Origin of the sequence: Paraburkholderia sp. IMGN_8, assembly GCF_038050405.1 — a bacterium.
Taxonomy (GTDB): domain Bacteria; phylum Pseudomonadota; class Gammaproteobacteria; order Burkholderiales; family Burkholderiaceae; genus Paraburkholderia.
In genome coordinates this window covers 3,810,159-3,830,515 of the sequence record NZ_CP150900.1, presented here as the reverse complement: position 1 = coordinate 3,830,515, position 20,357 = coordinate 3,810,159, and the positions used below count along the sequence as shown (strand labels likewise).

Below are 20,357 nucleotides of genomic sequence, written 5' to 3'. Positions count from 1 at the left end.
GAAACGTGATCAGGCTCACCCTCATTGCCCGCGCATAAACAGCCGATCGAGATCGGACAGTGTCAACTGATACCAGGTCGGACGCCCGTGGTTGCACTGGTCGGCGCGCTCGGTCGCTTCCATCTGGCGCAGCAGCGCGTTCATTTCATCGAGCGTCAGGCGCCGGTTCGCCCGCACCGCGTGATGGCACGCCAGCGTGCCGAGCAGTTCGTGCTGGCGCTCAGTCAGCACGCGCGAGCCGCCGAACGCGTGCAAGTCGGTCAGGACCGCGCGCGCGAGCGCCTGCAGATCGGCGTCTTTCAGCAGGGCCGGCACTGCGCGGATCGCGAGCGTAGTCGGTGACAGCACGGCGAGATCGAAGCCAAGTGCGTCGAGCGTGTCGCGCTCTTCTTCGACGGTGCCGATTTCAATCGGATCGGCCTGCATCGTCTGCGGGATCAGCAGCGGCTGCACGGCAATCGTGCGATCCGACAGCGCGTTCTTGAACTGTTCGTACAGAATGCGCTCGTGCGCGGCGTGCATATCGACAATCACCAGCCCATGCGCATTCTGCGCAAGCACGTAGATGCCGTGAATCTGGCCGAGCGCGAAACCGAGCGGTTGCTCATCGGATGCGTGGAAGGCGGGGGCTATATAAGGCGCGGACGCGTTATACGGCGACGGCCCTTCGGCCGCGGAGTCGCGCGCCTCGAAGAGCGTCGCGCCGTCGGCGGTGCCGACGTTCGTGTTTTTACGGCCGAACAGCGCGTCGTAAAAGGCCAGCGGTTGCGCAACCGGCAGCGTGCCCTGCGTCATGCGCGCCTGCCGCATCCACGTATTGCCCGGCTGCTGAGATCCGAATCCACCACCGGGACCACCTGCACCAGCACCCGTGCCCGTCGCGCCGAAGCCACCAGCACCCGCGCCGCCGAGTGGCGTTGCGCCAAACGAAGCCGGACCACCTGCCGCGGCTTCGAGGTGAGCCGCATGCCCGCCCGCCGTGGTTTCCGGCGACGCGCCCGCATGTCGCGCCAACGCACGTTGTACCGCGTGGAACACGAACTGGTGAATCGAGCGCGAATCGCGAAACCGCACTTCGATCTTCGACGGATGGACGTTCACATCGACCGCTTCAGGCGGCAGATCGAGAAACAGCACATAGGACGGATACCGGTCGCCGTGCAGCACGTCTTCATACGCGGCGCGCACGGCATGGGTGAGCAGCTTGTCGCGCACGAAACGGCCGTTGACAAAAAAATACTGCTGGTCGGCGCGCCCGCGGCTCGCGGTCGGCAGGCCGGCGCAGCCATAGACGGCAAGCGGTCCGGCCGATTCGTCGAGCGGCAGATGGGCTGTCGCAAAGGTCTCGCCGAGAATTTTCGCGACCCGCACAGGCGGCTCGCTGGCGTTCCAGTGTTCGACCGCCTTGCCGTTATGCAGTACAGAAATCGCCACGTCCGGCCGCGCCAACGCGGCACGGCGAATCTGCTCGAGACAATGGCCGAGTTCGGTCTGCTCGCTTTTCAGGAATTTGCGGCGCGCGGGCGTGTTGAAGTACAGCTCGCGGACTTCGATCGTGGTGCCTTGGGTGCCGGCAGCAGGGCTCAGCACGCCGGTTTGCGCGTCGATGCGCACGGCGTGCGGTGCATCGGCGGTGCGGCTCGTGACGAACATCTCCGCGACCGACGCAATCGACGCCAACGCCTCACCGCGAAAACCCAGCGTGGCAACGGCCTCGAGTTCGGCGAGCGAGCGGATTTTACTGGTCGCATGACGCATTAGCGCGAGCGCCAGTTCACTTTCGGGGATGCCGCAGCCGTCGTCGGTGATCGAGATGCGTTTGACGCCGCCCTCGTCGAGCACGATGCGCAGGGTCTGCGCGCCGGCGTCGAGTGCGTTTTCCAGCAACTCCTTGACCACCGAAGCCGGCCGCTCGACCACTTCGCCGGCGGCAATCTGGCTGATCAACTGGTCGGGAAGGGGCTGGATTGCCCGCAACGGGCGTGGGACGGGCGCGGCGGCGAGAGCTGCGGCCGGGGCGTTGGTGTCGGCAGGCGTTTCGGAGAATTCGGACATGGCGAAATTATAGCGATTCGGCGCGTAGGGACCGGACGCGGGCCGAATACCCTGGACTCAGTAGTTCGGCGACCCGAGCGACACGGCCCGGCAGCAAGACGGTCATGGATGGGAGAGCGTGGCGTACAACCCGCCGCACGGAATCGAAGTTGCCTACCCACCGCAGATTTTTAAGCGCTTCCGGGCACTTTCGGTATCATGACGCGGTCAATTTCCGGCGGTAAGCTTGCGCTCGCCGCGCATCGCTCGCGGGCCCGCTAACACGGCCGTTCTCGCCTCTCGCACACATTCGCTCTATAAAGGACGCTTTTTGGACACGCTGCTGCAGTTCGCAAACCTTGTCTTGCACATCGACAAGTTTCTGGGAGTCTTCATCCACGAGTACGGTGCCTGGGTCTACGCGGTGCTGTTTCTGATCGTGTTTTGCGAAACCGGGCTTGTCGTATTGCCGTTTCTGCCGGGTGATTCGCTGCTGTTCATCGGCGGCGCTTTTTGCGCGACCGGCGGAATGAATATCGGGTTGCTGATCGTGCTGCTGCTCGTGGCGGCGGTCTCGGGCAATACGGTCAATTACATGATCGGGCGGGCCATCGGACCACGGGTGTTCAATTCGCACATACCTTTTCTGGAGCGCTTCCTCGACCGCACCGCGCTGCAAAAGACTCATGATTTCTACGAGAGGCACGGCGGCAAGACCATCGTGCTGGCGCGTTTCATCCCGGTAGTGCGGACCTTCGCACCGTTTGTTGCCGGCGCCTCACAGATGACGGTGAGCCGGTTTCAGCTTTTCAACATCGTTGGTGCACTGTTGTGGGTGTTGTTGCTGGTGTTGCTCGGCTACTTCTTCGGCAACATTCCGTTCATTCGTCAGTACCTGAATGTGATCGTGCTGGTGGGTATCGGCGCGGCGGTGGTGCCGGTTCTGCTCGGCGCGCTGTGGAAGGTGACGCGCAAGAACGCGGCCAAGACGGACAGCCGCTGACACTTCCGATAGCGTGTGGCCCAGACGAACAAACGGCGTCGCGAATCTCGCGACGCCGTTTTCATTTCATTGCAGAGAAACCCTTTCGCTCAGGCAATCTTTCAGGTCACTGGGAGGTCACTGCGCGCGGCGCAAGCGGGGTTTCCGGTGTCGGATAGCCGGCATCCTTGAAGGTCTGAATGATCGCGCGATTGGTGTCGAAATAGACCTGCCAGTAAGTGCTGTTGTTCGTGTAGGGCCGCACGCACAACAACGGTCCTTCCGGCGTGAAGCTCAGCACCTCGATGTCCGGCGCGGGGCTCTCGGCAACGTTCGGAATCTTCGTCACGGCTGCCTTCAGCCGGCTCATCGCGTCCGTTGGATCGACGCCGTTGGCGATCTTCGCGGTCAACTCGACGCGCCGCACCGGCAGCGCGCTGTAGTTCGAGATCGTGTCGGAGAAGATCTTGTTGTTGCCGACGATGGTCGTCACGTTGTCGGGTGTCACGATGGTCGTGCCGAACAGGCCGAGTTCCGAGACTGTGCCGGTTACTCCGCCCGCCATGACGAAGTCGCCGACCTTGAACGGCCTTAGCAGCTGCATGAAGATGCCCGCTGCGAAGTGCGCGAGCAAGCCGCCCCACGCGGTACCGATCGCGAGGCCGAGACCGGCGAGCAACGCGGCGAACGAGGTGGTCTGGACGCCGAACACCTGCAGAATCGCAAGGATCAGCAGCAGGTTGAGCAGGGCGCCGAGAATCGAGCCGAGGTAATGAGCCAGCGTGGGATCGACGCGGCCATTGCGCGCCAGCAGCTTGCGGAGCATGCCGGTGATCAGGCCAATGATCCAGCGGCCGACGATCCACAAGGCGATCGCGCCGACGACCTTGGTGCCGAGGTCGATGCACCGGGTCATGATGAACACGCGTACGGTTTCGAGATCCAAGATGTCCTCGTTTGTTAAATTGCCTTCGACTGATTGAACGGAGGTGGCGCAATACAGAGGCAAATGCCCGGCAACGGGCGTACGTAAACAGCAACACGCGGTCTCCGGAAGTTATAGGCGACGGCTCTCGCATGCGCAAGGACCGTTCCTGTCTGTTATGCGGATTGCCTGGCTGGAGAAAACGGACTGCTCGGCAGCTTCACTTCGAACGGATTGAGCCGGCCGTGCCCTGACACTTGTAGGGCTGGTTGCCATGCTTGCAGCTATGGTGCTCGGGTTTCCCTTTGCCTTGCCTCAGCGCACCTTCTTGCCGCGGCTTTGTAGCCGGCGACTTACGGTGCTGACGGCGGCGCGTTGGGTTACATCGGCAGATGCGATTCGGAATATGGGGAGGTGTGGATGGTCAAGGTGCCGCCGGCTTTGGCGGGGCGCGTGCGGCGAGCTACATACTCCCACGCCAGTGCGGCAATGGCTGCAAGCGCATCCGCGCCGGCACGCTCGAAGAATGCGGACGATGTACTGAACTTGCCGTAGCGGTTTTGCACATCGGCGAACACCAGAAAGGTGAGCGCCGCATCGAGCAGCAAGGCGGTCGACGTCAGTGCGACGAAAACATACGCACCATTGAGCGTGGCGTTGGGAACGAGCCGGTTGCACAGACGACACGCGACCAGCACGATCGCTAGAAAAACCAGGTTCGAGACGAGATCGAACAGAAAATTGGTCATGTTGACGGAGTGAAGGCGCAGGAATCTGCGGTGTTGCCAAAGCGGCTGCTCACACAGCGTTGCGGCGTGTTTCGCAGAACCGGCGGCGATCATCGCACGTCTTTACGTCTCAATAAATATCAACGTTCGGAGTCCGTTGTATTGTCCTTTGATGAACCGGTACGCTGTCGGACGACGCTCCCGTCAGCATGCGTGTGTTTGAATCAGACTGTAGGAATATGTCGCATAAGGTCGAAACGACGATGCCTGCTTGAGAGGTGCTTCGCGGCAGCGGACTTATCCCGCGCGCCGGGTCGACGCAAACCGATGTGTTCCGGACGGGTTCTGGCGTGCAATCAGAAGTGGTACGAAACACCGACTTGCAGCGTCGGATACCAGCGGTAGGGCGAAGCTTTGTCCCTCAGTTGCTGCAGCCCTGTCGCGACGATGTCCTGGCTCTTCGCCGGACCGGCCACCTGAGCGAGGGCCGGCGACAGCGTGTAGGAAACGTGGGGTATGCCGTAAGCGACACCGAGTTCGGCAATCAGACCAAATCCTTTCGCTGCGGGTTGGAAGCCGTAACCGATGCCCAGGTATGGCATGACGGTCGGGTATTTGACGGTGGCCGTCGCATATTCGCCGGGAAACGCCGGCGTTATTTTGCCCTTGAACGTGTAGGTGCCGTTTGTGGGGACGGAGTTGCCGCTGACCTCGTCGTCGGTGAAACGGAGGCCGGCGGTGACGCGCAAGCCGCAGTTCGACCACGGAAACAGGTCGCCGTAGACACCTCCCTGGCGAAGGCGCACGCCATCCTCATAACGATTCCCACCCACCGTAAAGTTGTGCGAGAAATTGATCGCGTTGAAGTCGGCGTGCAATCCGAACCATGAAGTGACGTTCAGCGCCGCGCCGATCCCGACCCCTTGCGTGCCGCCCTGAAGGAATATCTCCTGAGCGGACACGGTTTCGATCGATATCGCCAAACCTACTACCCAGATTAACTTTGTAGTTTTCATGGGCGCCCCCTGGGCGTGTGGGCGGCGTGGTCATTTTGCTTTGCTGCCCGGTCTCGTGGTCTTTTTCGGGCGCTCTATTGGCGCCGTGTAAAGATCATGCGTGCCGGCGATGCGGGCAGTCTGTGGGGTTGCGAACTATTGCGGCGAATGCGTGGGGGGAGGGGGAAGTGCGCCGCAAAAAGAAAAGGGCTTACGACGCAAACGCGTGTAAGCCCTTGAATCTTTTGGTAGGCCGTACGGGATTCGAACCTGTGACCAACGGATTAAAAGTCCGCTGCTCTACCAGCTGAGCTAACGACCCAAAAGAGAAGCGAAATTATAGCGATAGCCCCTGAGGGCTGTCAACCCATCACGGCCATTTCGGCGCGCGGCACTGCGGATAATGAAAAGCCCGAGGTATGACTACCCCGGGCTTTCCGGCGAGAGGCGCGCGTGGCTTTTGACCGCGGACACTGCGCGTTTACCGCTAACTGCTGAACGCCAAACAACTACTTGATCTGCGACAGCTTGCTTTGTGCCGTTTGCGCGACGTCCGAACCGCCGTATTGCGCGACGATCTGCTCCAGCGTCTTCTTGGCCGCAGCCTTCTGACCCTGCTCAAGCTGATTGTTCGCAATCGCGAGCAGCGCTTCCGGCGCACGCGGATGCTGCGGGTAATTCTTTACGACGCCTTGCCACGTTGCCGTCGAGCCCTTGTAGTCGCGCAGTGCGTACAGCGCGTTGCCGAGCCAGTACTGCGCGGTCGGCTGGTAGGGGCTGTTCGGGAACTTGGAGATGAAGCTGCGAAACGACGCTGCCGCATTCTTGAAGTCGCCGCTGCGAAACTGTTGTGAGGCCGCATTGAACGATTCCGTTTCGCCCGGCTGCACCTCGCCCTGGACGCCCTCCACCGTCTGTTGCTGCGGCTCGAATTTCTTCAGACGCGTGTCCAGGTCGGTGTAGTAGTCCTTCTGCTGCTTCTGCAGCGCGGCGAGCTGGTTGGCCATATCCTCGTTCTGTCCACGCAGCGTCGCGACTTGCTGATTCATCTGGTCGAGGCGGTTGGTCTGATCGAGGATCGTGCGCTGCGCGGCCGACAGCTGGCTCGACAGGCTATCGGTCTTCGAACGCAGATCGAGAATGGCCTGACGGGCCTGATCGTCGTCGAAGATACCCGCGTGAGCGGGCACGGCCGCGAAGGCCGTGCCCGCGACGCAGGCCGCTGCGGCAAACCGCAGCCAGGAGAAACGATGCGTCATTCGGCTCATCACCCGTTACTTACTGTTGGTACACGAGGTCGGCGCGGCGGTTTTGTGCCCACGACGATTCGTCATGACCGGTTGCTTGCGGCTTTTCTTTGCCGAGGCTCACGGCTTCCATTTCCGAGTCCGTCACACCCATCAGCGACAGCGAACGGCGCACAGCTTCAGCGCGCTTCTGGCCGAGTGCGAGGTTGTACTCGCTGGTGCCGCGTTCGTCGGTGTTGCCCTGGATCAGGATGTGGCGTTGCGGATGGCTCTTCAGGTATTGCGAGTGTTGTTGCAGCAGCGATTGGTAGTCGTCCTTGACCGAGTAGCTGTCGAAGTCGAAGTAAATGCTGCGCTTGGCGAGCGGGCTGTTCGGATCGTTCAGCGGATCGACGTTGACCTGTGCGACATCGGTCGGGTTCGGTTGCGTCGAGACCGCACCACCCTTGTTGGCATTTTCGTCGAGCTTGACGCCCGAGTGACATGCGGCCAGCGCACCGACCATCAATACGGCAAATGCGAAACGAAGTTTAGACATCATTTGTTGCTCTCCTTGTGTGTGTTGCATAAACGTTATTGCATAAACGGGCCCCAGGACGGCTCCCGTACGCTGCCGCCCTGAACGGACAGGACCTGCCGAGTGCGACCATCGGTCGATACAGCGGCCAAGACGCCACGGCCGTTCACCTGTGTGGCGTAAAGAATGTACTGACCGTTCGCCGCGAAGCTCGGCGATTCGTCATGTGTTGTATCGGTCAGACCCGTGGCCGTGTTGCCCTGCAGGTCCTGGATGTACAGCTTGAACCCGCCGCCGACGCGCGAAATATAGGCGAGCTGCTTGCCGTCCGGGCTCACGCGCGGGCTGGTGTTGTAGCTGCCCGTAAAGGTTACGCGCTGCGCGGCGCCGGCGTTTTCGCCTTGGGCCGACATCTTGTAGATTTGCGGCGCGCCGCCACGGTCGCTGGTGAAATAGATTGACTGGCCGTCAGGAGAGAAACACGGTTCAGTGTCGATCGAGCTGCCTTGCGTCAGGCGCCGCAGGCCGCTGCCGTCCGCATTGACGGCGAAAATCTGCGTGTTGCCGGTGCGCGAAAGCGCAACGGCCAGCGTGCGTCCATCCGGCGACCATGCCGGCGCACTGTTATTGCCCTTCTGGTCCGAGACGACCACACGACGGCCCGTAGGCAGATCGTGGATATAAACAATCGGCTTCTTTTTTTCGAATGAAACATACGCGACCTTGGTGCCGTCAGGCGACCACGCCGGCGAGATGATCGGCTCGGGGCTCGACAGCGCGATATGCGCGTCCTGGCCGTCCGAATCGGAAATCTGCAACTGATAGCGGCCACCCGTCTTGATGACGTACGACAGGCGTGTGGCAAACGCGCCGCGGCCACCCATCAGCTTCGCGTAGATGTAGTCCGCGACCTTGTGCGCGCTCATGCGCAGCCCGCTTTCCGGGCTCACCAGCACGAGGCCGCCGAGGCTTTCGCCCTTGACGGTGTCGTACAGCTTGAAGCGCACTTCGTACTGGCCGTTCGGCAGGCGGTTCACGCTGCCCGACACGAACGCATTGGCACCCTTGGCCTTCCAACTGCCGAGATCGACGGAATCCGTTTCGGAAACCGGCGTGCCGCCCGCGTCGATGTTCGTGAATTTGCCGCTGCGCTGCAGATCCTGACGCACGATCGTGCTGACCTGCTGCGGCGAGTTCGCTTCATTGGCGAAATTCGCCGTTGCGATCGGAAACTGGGTGGACCCGACGCCTGTCACGAGGACGTTGAGTTGTGCGTGGGCGGCGCCGCCCACGGCGATCAGGCACGACGCTACAAGTGTCCGCAGGCCTAGCTTGGTCATCAAACTCATGCTGTATGGATTCCCCAAAAAACGGTTTTACTAACACTTCACGACAGCAGACAGACCCGAAAACAACCAATTCGTTCCCGGCCGCGCCACGCCTGGCGGGGCGCTGCGTCTGCTGTCAACTAGCCTTCAGGTTGCGCGCCGCCCCGGTATTAACCGGCCGGCCGCAACGTAATCTTGAAGCTGGCGGGCGTCTTCCCGTCGATGTCCTGAGGCATCGGATCGGAACGCTGGACGGCCCGCAGCGCCGCGTCGTCCCAGGCAGGATTACCGCTGCTGTGCGAGATTGTCGCGCTCAGCAAGGTGCCCGTCGGCGAGCAACGCACGGAGATGACCGTCTCCAGACCTTCCGTTTCGCCACCCCATGAAATGTTCGGACGCACCGCACGGCGCACCTTGTCGGCATAACCCGGCGACGTCGCCGTGCCACCCGAGCCGCTGCCCGTGCCGCTCTTCGCGAGTCCGTTGCCGGTCGAGCCTGCGCCGCCGGCCATGCCTTGCATCTGAGCAAGTCGCGCGCGACGTTCCGCGTCGAGCTTCTTCGCCTGCGCGGCAGCGTCGGCTTGTGCTTTGGCCTTCGCCGCTTTCTGCTCGTCGGCTTTCTTCTGCGCGTCAGCCTGAGCCTGCTTCTGCTGCTCTTGCTGCTGTTCTTTCAATTGCTGCTGTTGCTGCTTCTGTTTGGCAGCCGCGGCTTTCTGCGCGGCAAGTTGCGCCGCCTGTTCAGCAAGCTGCTGCTGACGCTTGGCCTCGGCTTCCTGCTGAGCCTGCAGCTTCTGTTGACGCTGCTGCTCTGCCAGTTGCGCCTGGCGAGCGGCTTCCTGTTGCTGGCGTTTCTTCTCCTGCAGCGCGATGTCGGCCTTTTCGTCAGGCAGCGGCGGGGCAGGGGCCACCGGAACGGGCGGCGGCGGGGGCAGACGCGGAATCGCCGAATCCGGCACTTCGGTCCACAGTTCGGCTTCCGCGCCTTCGGGCGTACTGTTCTGCCATTGAATGCCGTGGTACAGGAAGAACCCGAGCAGCACATGCATCACCAGCGCGAACACAAAGGCTCGCCCGGTGCCGCTTTCACGCGGTGGCTGGAGCGGGTATTCGGAATTCTTGCGGATCATTGTGATTTGACGAGCAATCCAACGCGCTTGACGCCCCGAGCTTTCAACTGGGACATCACGTTCATCACGACTTCGTACTTCACGGTCTTGTCGGCTGCGATCACGACCGGCTGGTCAGGGTGCGACTGCGCGCGATCGGTGATGAAGCCGTTCAGATCGGCCTTCGTCATGTCTTCCTGCTGTTGTACGCCAGCGTCGTCCTTGTATTTGACGCTCATATTGCCGTCCGCGCGAATGTTGACGATCACGGGCGGGGTCTGCTGCTGCGGCGCGGCGCCGCCGACGGTCGGCAGATTGACGATCGACGGAGCGACTAGCGGCGCGGTCACCATGAAGATCACGAGCAGCACGAGCATCACGTCGATGTACGGCACGACATTGATGTCGGCCATCGCGCGGCGCGAACGGCCACCGCGCATGCTGGAGGGGCGAGAGCCTGCCATCGTGGACTCCTTACTGTGCCTGGCGCTGCAAAATGTTCGAGAATTCTTCGATGAAGGTCTCGAAGCGGATCGCCAGGCGGTCGATATCGTGCGCGTAACGGTTATAGGCGACCACGGCCGGAATTGCCGCGAACAGGCCGATTGCGGTGGCGGTCAGCGCTTCGGCAATGCCCGGTGCCACGTTCGCAAGCGTGGCCTGCTGCACGTTGGCGAGGCCGCGGAACGCATTCATGATCCCCCACACCGTGCCGAACAGGCCGATGTAAGGGCTGACGGAACCGACCGACGCGAGAAACGCAAGGTTCGCTTCGAGCACGTCCATTTCGCGCTGGAACGCGGCGCGCATTGCCCGGCGTGCGCCATCGAGAATCGCGCCCGAATCGTTCAGGCGCTTTTCTTTACCTTTCAGGAATTCACGCATGCCGGACTCGAAAATCCGTTCGAGCGCACCGATCGTGTGGCGGTTGTTCGCGGCGCTTTGATAAAGGGCTTGAAGGTCGCCGCCCGACCAGAAATCGCGTTCGAAACGTTCAGTTTGCGCGCGCGCCCGGCGGATCGCAAACCACTTGCGGAAGATGAAAGTCCACGACAACAGCGACAACAACAGCAACAGCGCCATGACTGCCTGCGCCAGCAGGCTCGCGTTGAGTACGAGAGAAACGATCGACAGATCTTGTGTAGTGTTCATAAAGGTTCGTTTTAACGTCCCGGAAGGGGGCGTCCGGCTGCAAGGTCACTCGAAGCTTGCCGTGAGCAAAACGGAAGCATCGGCGACACCGCAAGCCGAACCATGCTTTGTGTTGCTTGATCGATACGAGTTCAATGGCCCCGTAACAACGGGGTTCAGACGTTGTTCGTTGACATGCCGCCGCCGCTCGCGCCCGGCCCGCGCCGCAAGGCGGCGAGCACGGATGGCGGAATCGCGGCGGGCCGCAGCGCGGTGCGGTCGACACAGCCGACCCGGATGGCGCCGGCAGCAAGCAGCGTGCTGTCACGCCACGCCTCCTGCACGAAGTCGACCGACGCACGGCCAAGACGCTCGATCCGGCTTACTACCTTGACGATGTCGTCGAGCCGGGCCGGCGCCCGGTAGTCGACTGCGGTGCTGCGCACGATGAAGAGCGCGCCTGTTTCGTCCGCGAGCCGGTTCTGGTCGACGCCGCATGCGCGCAGCCATTCGGTGCGCGCCCGCTCGAAAAACTTCAGATAGTTCGCGTAAAACACGATGCCGCCGGCGTCGGTGTCTTCGTAATACACGCGGATTGGCCACGTGAAGCCGATTTCCGTGCCGGGCTGGCTGGTCGACATATTCATGCGGCGCATTTTACCGGAACGTACACCCCGAGGTCTGTTTCAAGATGTGCGCCCCGTCTGGCGGGCGTTAGCCGCGATTTCAGCCGCGATGAATCGCCAAACCGGCGAACGATTGGGCCACCGGCATCAACTCGATCGTGTTGATGTTGACGTGGGCCGGGCGCGTGGCGATCCAGTAGATCGAGTCGGCGATATCTTCGGCCGTCAGCGGTTGTACGTTCTGGTACACATTGGCCGCTTTTTCGTCGTCGCCGCGAAAACGTACGTTCGAGAACTCGGTGCCGCCGCACAGGCCGGGTTCGATGTCGGTCACCCGGAGCGCGGTGCCGGCCAGATCGGCGCGCAGGTTCAGGCTGAACTGTCGGACGAATGCCTTGGTCGCGCCGTATACGTTGCCGCCCGCGTACGGCCAGCGGCCGGCCACGGAGCCGAGGTTGAAGATGTGCCCGCGGTTGCGCTCCACCATGCCGGGCAAGAGCGCGTGCGTGACCTGCACGAGGCCTGTGCAGTTGGTGTCGATCATGGTGTTCCACTCGTCCAGACTCGCTTTTTGCGCCGGCTCGACGCCGAGCGCGAGGCCGGCGTTGTTGACGAGCACGTCGATCGCGGCGAAATCGGCCGGCAGCGCGGCCGGCACGGCTTCGACGGCCGCGCGGTCGCGCACGTCGAGTTCGAACGGCAAAAGCGCGTCGCCGAGTTCGTCGGCGAGTGCCTGCAGGCGATCCTTACGGCGCGCGGTGGCGACGACGCGATGGCCGCCTTTGACGAAAGCGCGAGCGATAGCAGCGCCGAATCCCGCGGACGCTCCGGTGACGAACACGATCATTGCAGTTCCCTGGTCGGTAAGAGAGAAAGGTCCCAAGCCTACTTCCAATGCGGCGCTGCGGCAAGAATGAACGAGCCGCACAAGCGGCTGTGGCAGGCGCTCGACCCGGCTTGCCAGCGAACTTCTATCAGACGTTTGCGGAACCCGCGCACCGGCGCCGCGGCACGTCCCGCGAGCGCCCGCCGGGGCGGCAGCGAGGCGGTTGCCTATTCGATCCTCTTCCAATAAACTAACGCGCTCATCCCTGCGTGACTGGCGATAGAACCGATACAACCAATCGGGTTCAAGGTGGAGCAACCCACCGTGAAGCGCAGGGTGCCGTTTTGCCGTTCGCCTGGGCAGCCGTGATCCGCGCGCATTTATCTGCGCTGACGGTGGCTGTCCTGCCTCGCGTGTGCGGCGTCTCTCCATCCGCCACGTCAGGGCTGGCCCAGCCGCCAGCAGCGCCGCGTACCCTCTACGCAAGATTCGGCGCACGATCCGGTCAACCTGAACACACTCAACGGAATCCGTATGTTTGACAGAGCCCAAAGCACCATCGCCAACGTCGATCCTGAACTCTGGAAGGTCATCGAGCAGGAAAACCGCCGTCAGGAAGAGCACATCGAACTGATCGCGTCCGAAAACTACACGAGCCCGGCCGTGATGGCTGCGCAAGGCTCGCAACTCACCAACAAATACGCTGAAGGTTATCCGGGCAAGCGCTACTACGGCGGCTGCGAGTTCGTGGACGTCGCCGAACAACTGGCGATCGACCGCGTCAAGCAACTGTTCGGCGCGGAAGCCGCGAACGTGCAGCCGAACTCTGGCTCGCAGGCGAACCAGGGCGTGTTCTTCGCCATGCTCAAGCCGGGCGACACGATCATGGGCATGAGCCTCGCGCACGGTGGTCACCTGACACACGGTTCGCCTGTCAACATGTCGGGCAAGTGGTTCAACGTGGTGAGCTACGGCCTGAACGAAGCCGAAGACATCGATTACGACGCGGCTGAAAAGCTTGCGCAAGAGCACAAGCCGAAGCTGATCGTGGCCGGCGCATCCGCATTCGCGCTGCGTATCGATTTCGAACGCATGTCGAAGATCGCGAAGTCGGTTGGCGCGTACTTTATGGTCGACATGGCGCACTACGCCGGCTTGATCGCCGCGGGCGTCTATCCGAACCCGGTGCCGCACGCCGACTTCGTCACCACCACCACGCACAAGAGCCTGCGCGGCCCGCGCGGCGGCGTGATCCTGATGAAGGCGGAGTTCGAAAAGCAGATCAACTCGGCAATCTTCCCGGGCATTCAGGGTGGTCCGCTGATGCATGTGATCGCCGGTAAGGCAGTCGCGTTCAAGGAAGCGCTGTCGCCGGAATTCAAGGCGTATCAGCAGCAAGTTGTCGAAAACGCGCGCGTGCTGGCTGAAACGCTGGTCAAGCGCGGTCTGCGCATTGTCTCGGGCCGCACCGAAAGCCACGTGATGCTGGTCGACTTGCGCGCGAAGAAGATTACCGGCAAGGTTGCGGAAGCGGCGCTCGGCGCGGCGCACATCACGGTCAACAAGAACGCGATTCCGAACGACCCGGAAAAGCCGTTCGTGACAAGCGGTATCCGTCTCGGCTCGCCCGCCATGACCACGCGCGGTTTCGGCGTCAAGGAAGCGGAGCAGGTGGGTAACCTGATCGCCGACGTGCTGGACAATCCGGAAGACGCGGCCACGATCGAACGCGTGCGCGCGCAGGTCGCCGAGTTGACCCAGCGCTTCCCGGTCTACCGCTAAGCCGTCATGCACTGCCCCTTCTGCCGGCACGCCGATACGCAAGTTGTGGATTCCCGCGTATCCGAAGACGGCGCAACGATTCGCCGGCGCCGCCGCTGCCCGGCCTGCGACAAACGTTTTACGACGTATGAGCGGGTCGAGCTGGCGTTGCCGTCGGTCGTCAAGAAGGATGGCAGCCGCACGGAATTCGACCGCCGCAAGATCGTCGCGAGCATGCAACTGGCGCTGCGCAAGCGCCCGGTGGCTGCGGACGAGATCGATGCGGCGGTTGCCCGCATCGAGTATCAATTGCTCGGTAGCGGTGAGCGCGAGGTGCGCAGCGAGCGCCTCGGCGAACTCGTGATGAACGAGTTGCGCGCGCTCGACACGATTGCCTATGTTCGTTTTGCGTCCGTCTACCGGCGCTTCGAAGACGTCTCCGAATTCGAAGACGTGATCGAAGAATTTCGCCGCGCCTCCTCGCCTCCCAAACCTCCCCGCAAGCGCTGATTGGCGCTGTTCTCGGACTTGCGTTCGAGTCTCTGTTTTCTCTCGCGTTTGTTCGCGCATCAGCATCTCCGCTCCCATTATGGTTCGTCACGCGTGCATTTTTGCGCGGGATAGCGTCTGAGTGCCACCTGGCCATTCGGCCGATTGTTGACGCGTTTCCAAATCGCTAGATTGGCTGCATTCTTTGCAACGATCAGGGATGCAGATGAAATGGAACGCAGTCTGTTTGCGGCCGCGCCGCGCTTTTACGCTTGTCGAAACGCTGGTTGTCGTCGCACTGCTGGCAGTGATCGCGGTGATAGCGACACCTTCCTTTGTAGCGTGGCACGTGCGCGATCAGATCGATGCGCGCGCGCGAGCGCTCGCTTCAACACTGGCCTATGCGCGCAGCGAAGCATTGCGGCGCGGGGCGCGCGTCACCGTCTGCCGGATCGACGCTGCGCGGCGTTGTCTTGCCGCGGGACAAGCGTGCGGCGATGGCTTTTCCGACTGGTCGTGCGGCTGGGCAGTCCTGACTGAACGCGGTGGCGCGCTTTCGCTGCTGCGCGCGCACCCGCAGCTTGCGGCGGTCAGCATCACCGGGACGCAGACGAATCTCACGTTCACGCCGCCGGCCGGGCAATTGATCGGCGCCTTTCGCAGCTTCGACATTGCACCGCGCGTGCCGTCGAAAGCGACTCAGGGCGACAAGTGGCGGCGCTGCATCCGTATTGCGGCGGGTGGCCGCGCGCGGATCGTCGAAGGCGCATGCGGAGCGTCGTCATGAACCGATATTCATTGAACCCATGGTTGCTCCGCTATTCAGTAAAGCACAGCGGCAGCTCGCTGATCGAAGTCATGCTCGCCGTAGCACTGATGGCGGTGACGGCTCTCGGCTTGATCGCCGGTCAATTGTGGACCGCACGTGAAGCGCGCGCGATGGCAATGCGCGAGCACGCCGCGTGGATAGCCGATTCCGTCGCTGAGGCAATGTGCATGCCGTCTGCGGGCGAGTCTGTGGTCAGGCAATGGAGCGCGCGCGCGGCGTCCCTGTTGCCACGCGGCGAAGCCTCTGTGGGCGAAAGCGGCAGCGTGTCCACCGCACGCGTGACGTGGGCAGCGCTGCGCGACATGCCGCGCTCCGGCGACGTCATCGACAAGCCTGAGCCCTGTGGCGGCGCGGACGTTCCCGCAGGCTCCTCATGCGTTGCGCTGGCGTTCGCGAAATGATGCAGCGTTTGCATATGGCGCGCGGCCATACTCTGGCTGAGCTTGTGATCGCAATCGCGCTGGGGCTGGTGGTGACCGCGGGCGCGGTGTCGCTCTATACAACACAGCGGGCTGCATTCGAGCGCTCGGGCGATTCGGTGCGGGTCCGCGAAGCCGGCCTGATTGCGCTCACGCTGATCGGCCAGCAGCTTCAGATGGCCGGTTTCGTGCCTGCGGATGCAGCCAGGTTCAACAGTCCGCCACCGTTGTTCGGTTGTTCGAGTGGTCGCCCAGTCGGCGCGGACGACGGTCTCGCCTGCGAGGCGTTGGCGAGTCATTCCGACGGCGTCGCGGTTCGCTATGTCGGCGACAACATTTCGACGTGGCCATCGGCAACCGGCCAATCCACCGACTGCCTGGGGCAGTCCGTGACCAGCAATAGCGCGGCGCTCGGTGGCCAGGGCGTGTCGGTCGTCAATCGCTACTTCGCCAGGATCAGCGGCTCGACGGGCGAACCGGAGCTGTACTGCGAAGGTAACGGCAAGGCTGGTTCCGCACAGCCGCTGGTCGAAGGCGTTGAGCGCGTGCGGCTCCGGTACTGGCTGGCCGGCGGCCTGAGCGCGATCGACGCGTCGGCGGTAAGCGCCGATCAATGGGCGAAGGTTGTTGCCGTCGATCTCTGTGTGCTCGTGCGAGGTGCGCCGCTGGGGCGGCGTTTGCGCTACGTCGACTGCGACGGTGCTAGCGTCGTCGGTGTTGATAAGCGGGCGCGGCAGGCGTTCTGGCGGCGAGTCGCGATACGTAATCAAGCGGAGGATTCGCTGTGACGGGAAGACGATGCTACGTGAGTCGACGTGCGGCGTTGTCTGTGCGATATCGACGCGCTCATCCTGCCGGCGGGAACGGTTGCACCGTCCGCCTCGGCCGTACCTATCGCATCTGCCGCCTCCGCACTGGTGGCGCCGTTTTGCCGATTGTCCTGCTGATTTCCACGATGCTGTTGACCACCTCTGCCGCCTGGTTCGAGACATCGCTTGCGGCGGCGCGCGGCGCGACTAACGTGCGCGACTATTTGCAGGCGTTTCACGCTGCGGATTCGGCGCTGACTTTATGCGCCCGCAACGTCGCTGCCGCTGCAGCAGTTGAGCCGATTGCGGCCGCGCCGCCCGCAACCGGCGAGCCTACGCAATGGAAGCTCGAAGCCGCCTTTGAAGCAGGCGCCGTCACGCCCATCGCGCAATGGCCCGGCTCGCTGCGTGCGCCGCAGTGCATGATCGAAGCGTGGCGCCTGGGCACTCGCGCCAATGCCCAGGCGTATTTACTGACCGCGCGTGGCTTTGGCCGGACTAGGGAGTCTCAGGTATGGCTACAGATGGAACTCGTGATCGATGGCGCGCGGATCGAGCGGCATTGGCGACGCGTTGCCGCACGGCCATTCTGAGGGGATGGCTCATGACTAAACTGTACACATCCGCGTTCACGCTACTCGAACTCATGATCGCGTTGGCGGTAGCCGCGACGCTAGTGGTGTTTGCGGTGCCGTCGTACCGGAGCCACGTCGCGCGAACGCACCGAATTGATGCAGCGTCCGCACTTTATCGGGCAGCCCAATTTGTCGAGGGAGCGGCAAGCGACAGCGCTGCGACATTGCCGCCGGGCCTCGATCAGGCGCCGCAATTCGGCACGCCGGTTTATCGGGTACGGGTGCTGCCCGCGGACGAAGCAAACGGCGGGTACTTAGTGGAGGCTGCGCCAACCGGAGCCGGCCCAATGCGGGACGACGCCTGCGGCATCTTTACCCTCGATGCAACGGGGCTGCGAAGCAATAGAAGTGGGGCAAACGGCGTGGCGCCGGCAAGCGGCGAATGCTGGAACACGAGTTAGAGAACGAGCTAAATAGTGCGAGCCAATGAGTTCAAGCCGGGTAGATAAACGATCCGAGGTCCTTCAGCGCCACCGACTCAAAGTCAAACCGCATGCGGATCAATTAGCTATCCGGAGAACATCGTAGCCGCGCGGTTCAGGGGCCGCTGTCGGCAGGCTCCGCTTTGCCACCGGTCGACTTATTGGGATCGCTCTTTATCTGCTGCCAGATCCGGTACGCTTCCCAACCGGCAAGTGCCAGGCTGCCCCACTTGAGCACGGGTTTCGCGCTGGCCAGGACGGTAGCGCGCAGAGGCTTGGCCAGCAATATCGACGCAATCGAACTGACGAGCGGGTACTGTTTGAGTAGCGCGCCGATGGTTCCTGCGTTCAGAAAGCCTGTTTTCGATCCGCTGCCCATGCGTATGCCGCCGAATCCCGGCACGATGAATTTGAGCCAGCTGAAATGCGCGACCGCTTGCCGCAGGTCGACGGTCGCTTGAGCGAGTTCCACGCGCTCGACATCCGCGCGCACCATCAGCAGTTCCTTGCGTAACGCTCGCAGATGCGGCGCGCTCAAATCTTTGACCTGGCGGCGCGTGTTGCGGAAAGCGGTATCGGAATGGCTTTGGCTCATGGCGTGTCGGCGGCAGTAGTGGAGGGCGGTAAAACGGCTGTGCTAGACGCTCGCGGTAGATGCGGAAGGCACAGGGCGCTTCAAGCGCCCCTTGCTCCCGGCCGTGTCACGGCTTACGGAAGATTTCGCGGTCCTTTTCGAACTCGGCAATCGTGGCTTCGAAGGCCATCGGCGCATTGCGCAAACCGCTGCGCGCCTTCAGCGCACAGGCCAATCCGGCAATTGCGTAAACCACCGTGATGCCGGCGAGCGTCTGCCAGCGATAGGTGTCCCAGAACGCGATGGCAATCAGCGCCGTCAAGGCGAACAAGGCCATCGTGGCGAGCATCAAAGCCGCGAGGCCGAGGAACAGCACCGCGAGTAGACGGTCTTTTTCTTCGGCAAGTTCGATGCCGACCAGTTCAAGCCGCGTTTGCAGAATGGCGAACACGGAACCGATGATGCGGCGCAACGGACTGTGTTCCCCGCGCTGCGATTGTGTGTCGATCGTCATGGCTATGAGCGTTGCGCGTGATGGCCTAACCGGCGCGCGGGAACGAGCGCGCCAAGAGAAGCGGACCGGCCAGGCAGGCGCCGGTCAACTCAATTCGCTCGTGTGCCGGTCGTCATTCGTCCGGCAGCGAGACCAGTTTTTATTTGCGGTTGATCAACAGCCCCAGCAGCACGCCGGCGCCCGCGGCGATGCCGATGGATGCCCACGGATGTTCGTGCACGTAGTCGTCGGTGGCGCGGGCAGCCTTCTTGCCTTTCTCGACCACGACGACCTGCACGTCAGCCGCCTTCTCCCGAGCCTGCTTCAGGCGCGAAAGCGCCGTTTCGCGCAATTCCGAAGCACGTTCGCCGGTGGCGCTCGCGGCTTGCTTCAGCAGATCTTCAGCGTCCGCGAGGACGGTTTTGATATCCGACATCAATCTCTCCTTGTTGATTTCCGACATTGACAGCTCCCCTTCGTCTCACGCCACGCGTGAATCGTAACCAAAGAAACGGCCGCTGGCGAGCGCAGTGCCCGATTCGTTCGAACCGATGCACGAACCGTTCCCGGTTGAGGTCGCGCAAAAAATTCCACTATCACGTACGCCGCGCAGCAAAGTTTGCCTGAGATTGAGTTGATCTGTCCCGCGAAGTTTCCACCAAAGCACTGAAAATTACAAAAACGCATAAAGTAGTGACGCAATCTTGGTTCGCCGTGTACCGTCGCTCCCGTATGCTGTATTTTTGCGAGGCGCGCTTTAGCGGAGCGCTGCGGGCGAACGCTCGCACGGAATGTCCGAATACATCAAGGAGCTGCAACATGAGTCTACGTCTTGGCGACATCGCACCGGATTTCGAACAGGGGTCGAGTGTCGGCCGCATCAAGTTCCACGAATGGCTGGGCGATAGTTGGGGCGTGCTCTTCTCGCACCCGGCTGACTTCACGCCGGTCTGCACGACCGAGCTGGGGTTGACGGCCAAGCTGGCCGGCGAATTCGAAAGGCGTAACGTGAAGACGATCGCGTTGTCGGTCGACAGCGCCGAGTCGCACAAGGAATGGATCAAGGACATCAACGAGACGCAGGCCGCCAACGTCGGCTTTCCGATTCTCGCCGACGGCGATCGCAAGGTCGCCGAGCTGTACGACATGATCCATCCGAACGCCAACGAAACGCTCACGGTCCGCTCGCTGTTCGTGATCGATCCGAAGAAGAAGGTGCGGCTGATCATCACGTACCCGGCCAGCACCGGCCGTAACTTCGACGAAGTGCTGCGCGTGATCGACTCGCTGCAACTCACGGACCACCATTCGGTCGCTACGCCCGGCAACTGGAAGCAGGGCGATGACGTGGTGATCGTGCCGTCGTTGAAGGACGAAGAAGTGATCAGGCAGAAATTCCCGAAGGGCTACAAGGCGCTGCGCCCGTATCTGCGCATGACGCCGCAGCCGAACAAGTAAGCTGCGCGGGAAGCCGCGGTATA

24 protein-coding genes, 1 tRNA gene and 1 riboswitch are annotated in these 20,357 nt (G+C 62.3%); of the genes, 9 read left to right on the top strand and 16 right to left on the bottom strand.

Translation table 11 applies throughout. The annotated features are described in order from the left end of the window. Positions 1-21: 21 nt before the first annotated feature. Positions 22-2,055, bottom strand: a complete 2,034-nt coding sequence (mutL, locus tag WN982_RS17425) for a DNA mismatch repair endonuclease MutL (RefSeq protein WP_341313160.1) — start codon at positions 2,053-2,055, stop codon at positions 22-24. 310 nt (positions 2,056-2,365) lie between these two features. On the opposite strand from mutL, the gene WN982_RS17420 reads away from it, so the two are divergent. Further along, positions 2,366-3,037, top strand: a complete 672-nt coding sequence (locus WN982_RS17420) for a DedA family protein (protein WP_341313159.1) — start codon at positions 2,366-2,368, stop codon at positions 3,035-3,037. 106 nt (positions 3,038-3,143) lie between these two features. Here the strand turns inward: WN982_RS17420 and WN982_RS17415 are convergent, their stop codons facing one another. From WN982_RS17415 to ydfG, 12 genes are all read right to left on the bottom strand, one after another. Beyond that, on the bottom strand, positions 3,144-3,962 hold the full coding sequence (locus tag WN982_RS17415) for a mechanosensitive ion channel family protein (protein ID WP_341313158.1): 819 nt from the start codon (positions 3,960-3,962) through the stop codon (positions 3,144-3,146). Between the two features lie 359 nt (positions 3,963-4,321). Then, entirely contained in the window at positions 4,322-4,690 is a 369-nt protein-coding gene (locus WN982_RS17410) for a hypothetical protein (RefSeq protein ID WP_341313157.1), read from the bottom strand. A gap of 335 nt (positions 4,691-5,025) precedes the next feature. Next, a complete protein-coding gene (locus WN982_RS17405; protein WP_341313156.1) occupies positions 5,026-5,685 on the bottom strand; it encodes a TonB-dependent receptor in 660 nt (219 codons plus the stop codon). A gap of 225 nt (positions 5,686-5,910) precedes the next feature. Then, positions 5,911-5,986: transfer RNA gene (locus tag WN982_RS17400), tRNA-Lys, on the bottom strand. A 187-nt stretch (positions 5,987-6,173) separates the two neighbouring features. Next, on the bottom strand, positions 6,174-6,923 hold the full coding sequence (gene ybgF, locus WN982_RS17395) for a tol-pal system protein YbgF (protein WP_341315830.1): 750 nt from the start codon (positions 6,921-6,923) through the stop codon (positions 6,174-6,176). 19 nt (positions 6,924-6,942) lie between these two features. Continuing rightward, a complete protein-coding gene (gene pal, locus WN982_RS17390) occupies positions 6,943-7,452 on the bottom strand; it encodes a peptidoglycan-associated lipoprotein Pal (protein ID WP_341313155.1) in 510 nt (169 codons plus the stop codon). A 32-nt stretch (positions 7,453-7,484) separates the two neighbouring features. Continuing rightward, positions 7,485-8,777: a Tol-Pal system beta propeller repeat protein TolB gene (gene tolB, locus WN982_RS17385; protein WP_341313154.1), complete on the bottom strand. Its 1,293-nt coding sequence runs from the start codon at positions 8,775-8,777 to the stop codon at positions 7,485-7,487. A gap of 149 nt (positions 8,778-8,926) precedes the next feature. Further along, positions 8,927-9,883, bottom strand: a complete 957-nt coding sequence (gene tolA / locus WN982_RS17380) for a cell envelope integrity protein TolA (RefSeq protein WP_341313153.1) — start codon at positions 9,881-9,883, stop codon at positions 8,927-8,929. Beyond that, entirely contained in the window at positions 9,880-10,326 is a 447-nt protein-coding gene (gene tolR, locus WN982_RS17375; RefSeq protein ID WP_341313152.1) for a protein TolR, read from the bottom strand. Before tolR ends, tolA begins: the two co-directional genes overlap by 4 nt. Positions 10,327-10,336: 10 nt before the next feature. Next, positions 10,337-11,014, bottom strand: a complete 678-nt coding sequence (tolQ, locus tag WN982_RS17370) for a protein TolQ (protein ID WP_012431821.1) — start codon at positions 11,012-11,014, stop codon at positions 10,337-10,339. Positions 11,015-11,169: 155 nt separating this feature from the next. Next, positions 11,170-11,649: a tol-pal system-associated acyl-CoA thioesterase gene (ybgC, locus tag WN982_RS17365; RefSeq protein ID WP_341313151.1), complete on the bottom strand. Its 480-nt coding sequence runs from the start codon at positions 11,647-11,649 to the stop codon at positions 11,170-11,172. A gap of 70 nt (positions 11,650-11,719) precedes the next feature. Continuing rightward, a complete protein-coding gene (ydfG, locus tag WN982_RS17360; RefSeq protein ID WP_341313150.1) occupies positions 11,720-12,466 on the bottom strand; it encodes a bifunctional NADP-dependent 3-hydroxy acid dehydrogenase/3-hydroxypropionate dehydrogenase YdfG in 747 nt (248 codons plus the stop codon). 238 nt (positions 12,467-12,704) lie between these two features. Beyond that, positions 12,705-12,813: riboswitch (ZMP/ZTP riboswitch) on the top strand. Positions 12,814-12,979: 166 nt separating this feature from the next. Here ydfG and glyA point away from each other — a divergent pair. From glyA to WN982_RS17325, 7 genes are all read left to right on the top strand, one after another. After that, entirely contained in the window at positions 12,980-14,227 is a 1,248-nt protein-coding gene (glyA, locus tag WN982_RS17355) for a serine hydroxymethyltransferase (protein ID WP_341313149.1), read from the top strand. A gap of 6 nt (positions 14,228-14,233) precedes the next feature. After that, the gene (gene nrdR, locus WN982_RS17350) at positions 14,234-14,716 is read left to right on the top strand and encodes a transcriptional regulator NrdR (protein ID WP_115103844.1); all 483 of its coding nucleotides are present in this window, start codon (positions 14,234-14,236) and stop codon (positions 14,714-14,716) included. 205 nt (positions 14,717-14,921) lie between these two features. After that, complete coding sequence (locus tag WN982_RS17345; RefSeq protein WP_341313148.1) at positions 14,922-15,482, top strand: GspH/FimT family pseudopilin; 561 nt, start codon at positions 14,922-14,924, stop codon at positions 15,480-15,482. Then, entirely contained in the window at positions 15,479-15,925 is a 447-nt protein-coding gene (locus WN982_RS17340; protein WP_341313147.1) for a hypothetical protein, read from the top strand. Before WN982_RS17345 ends, WN982_RS17340 begins: the two co-directional genes overlap by 4 nt. Further along, positions 15,922-16,731, top strand: a complete 810-nt coding sequence (locus WN982_RS17335) for a PilW family protein (RefSeq protein WP_341313146.1) — start codon at positions 15,922-15,924, stop codon at positions 16,729-16,731. The genes WN982_RS17340 and WN982_RS17335 overlap by 4 nt, the downstream gene beginning before the upstream one ends. Positions 16,732-16,898: 167 nt before the next feature. Then, positions 16,899-17,345: a hypothetical protein gene (locus WN982_RS17330; protein WP_341315829.1), complete on the top strand. Its 447-nt coding sequence runs from the start codon at positions 16,899-16,901 to the stop codon at positions 17,343-17,345. A gap of 11 nt (positions 17,346-17,356) precedes the next feature. Next, the gene (locus WN982_RS17325) at positions 17,357-17,788 is read left to right on the top strand and encodes a type IV pilin protein (protein ID WP_341313145.1); all 432 of its coding nucleotides are present in this window, start codon (positions 17,357-17,359) and stop codon (positions 17,786-17,788) included. Positions 17,789-17,924: 136 nt separating this feature from the next. Here the strand turns inward: WN982_RS17325 and WN982_RS17320 are convergent, their stop codons facing one another. From WN982_RS17320 to WN982_RS17310, 3 genes are all read right to left on the bottom strand, one after another. Continuing rightward, positions 17,925-18,404, bottom strand: a complete 480-nt coding sequence (locus WN982_RS17320) for a DUF3318 domain-containing protein (RefSeq protein WP_341313144.1) — start codon at positions 18,402-18,404, stop codon at positions 17,925-17,927. Positions 18,405-18,510: 106 nt separating this feature from the next. Beyond that, positions 18,511-18,897, bottom strand: a complete 387-nt coding sequence (locus WN982_RS17315) for a phage holin family protein (protein WP_341313143.1) — start codon at positions 18,895-18,897, stop codon at positions 18,511-18,513. A gap of 139 nt (positions 18,898-19,036) precedes the next feature. Next, positions 19,037-19,339: a DUF883 family protein gene (locus WN982_RS17310; protein ID WP_341313142.1), complete on the bottom strand. Its 303-nt coding sequence runs from the start codon at positions 19,337-19,339 to the stop codon at positions 19,037-19,039. Between the two features lie 356 nt (positions 19,340-19,695). Here WN982_RS17310 and WN982_RS17305 point away from each other — a divergent pair, with 356 nt between their 5' ends. Beyond that, positions 19,696-20,334, top strand: coding sequence for a peroxiredoxin (locus WN982_RS17305; protein WP_341313141.1), 639 nt, complete (start codon positions 19,696-19,698; stop codon positions 20,332-20,334). The last annotated feature ends 23 nt before the right edge of the window (positions 20,335-20,357 follow it).

Coding starts and splice junctions, on each gene's coding strand:
- mutL (WP_341313160.1), bottom strand. CDS start 2,055: ATGTCCGAATTCTCCGAAACGCCTGCCGACACCAACGCCCCGGCCGCA.
- WN982_RS17410 (WP_341313157.1), bottom strand. CDS start 4,690: ATGACCAATTTTCTGTTCGATCTCGTCTCGAACCTGGTTTTTCTAGCG.
- WN982_RS17405 (WP_341313156.1), bottom strand. CDS start 5,685: ATGAAAACTACAAAGTTAATCTGGGTAGTAGGTTTGGCGATATCGATC.
- ybgF (WP_341315830.1), bottom strand. CDS start 6,923: ATGACGCATCGTTTCTCCTGGCTGCGGTTTGCCGCAGCGGCCTGCGTC.
- pal (WP_341313155.1), bottom strand. CDS start 7,452: ATGATGTCTAAACTTCGTTTCGCATTTGCCGTATTGATGGTCGGTGCG.
- tolB (WP_341313154.1), bottom strand. CDS start 8,777: ATGAGTTTGATGACCAAGCTAGGCCTGCGGACACTTGTAGCGTCGTGC.
- tolA (WP_341313153.1), bottom strand. CDS start 9,883: ATGATCCGCAAGAATTCCGAATACCCGCTCCAGCCACCGCGTGAAAGC.
- tolR (WP_341313152.1), bottom strand. CDS start 10,326: ATGGCAGGCTCTCGCCCCTCCAGCATGCGCGGTGGCCGTTCGCGCCGC.
- tolQ (WP_012431821.1), bottom strand. CDS start 11,014: ATGAACACTACACAAGATCTGTCGATCGTTTCTCTCGTACTCAACGCG.
- ybgC (WP_341313151.1), bottom strand. CDS start 11,649: ATGCGCCGCATGAATATGTCGACCAGCCAGCCCGGCACGGAAATCGGC.
- ydfG (WP_341313150.1), bottom strand. CDS start 12,466: ATGATCGTGTTCGTCACCGGAGCGTCCGCGGGATTCGGCGCTGCTATC.
- glyA (WP_341313149.1), top strand. CDS start 12,980: ATGTTTGACAGAGCCCAAAGCACCATCGCCAACGTCGATCCTGAACTC.
- nrdR (WP_115103844.1), top strand. CDS start 14,234: ATGCACTGCCCCTTCTGCCGGCACGCCGATACGCAAGTTGTGGATTCC.
- WN982_RS17345 (WP_341313148.1), top strand. CDS start 14,922: ATGAAATGGAACGCAGTCTGTTTGCGGCCGCGCCGCGCTTTTACGCTT.
- WN982_RS17340 (WP_341313147.1), top strand. CDS start 15,479: ATGAACCGATATTCATTGAACCCATGGTTGCTCCGCTATTCAGTAAAG.
- WN982_RS17335 (WP_341313146.1), top strand. CDS start 15,922: ATGATGCAGCGTTTGCATATGGCGCGCGGCCATACTCTGGCTGAGCTT.
- WN982_RS17330 (WP_341315829.1), top strand. CDS start 16,899: ATGCTGTTGACCACCTCTGCCGCCTGGTTCGAGACATCGCTTGCGGCG.
- WN982_RS17325 (WP_341313145.1), top strand. CDS start 17,357: ATGACTAAACTGTACACATCCGCGTTCACGCTACTCGAACTCATGATC.
- WN982_RS17320 (WP_341313144.1), bottom strand. CDS start 18,404: ATGAGCCAAAGCCATTCCGATACCGCTTTCCGCAACACGCGCCGCCAG.
- WN982_RS17315 (WP_341313143.1), bottom strand. CDS start 18,897: ATGACGATCGACACACAATCGCAGCGCGGGGAACACAGTCCGTTGCGC.
- WN982_RS17310 (WP_341313142.1), bottom strand. CDS start 19,339: ATGTCGGAAATCAACAAGGAGAGATTGATGTCGGATATCAAAACCGTC.
- WN982_RS17305 (WP_341313141.1), top strand. CDS start 19,696: ATGAGTCTACGTCTTGGCGACATCGCACCGGATTTCGAACAGGGGTCG.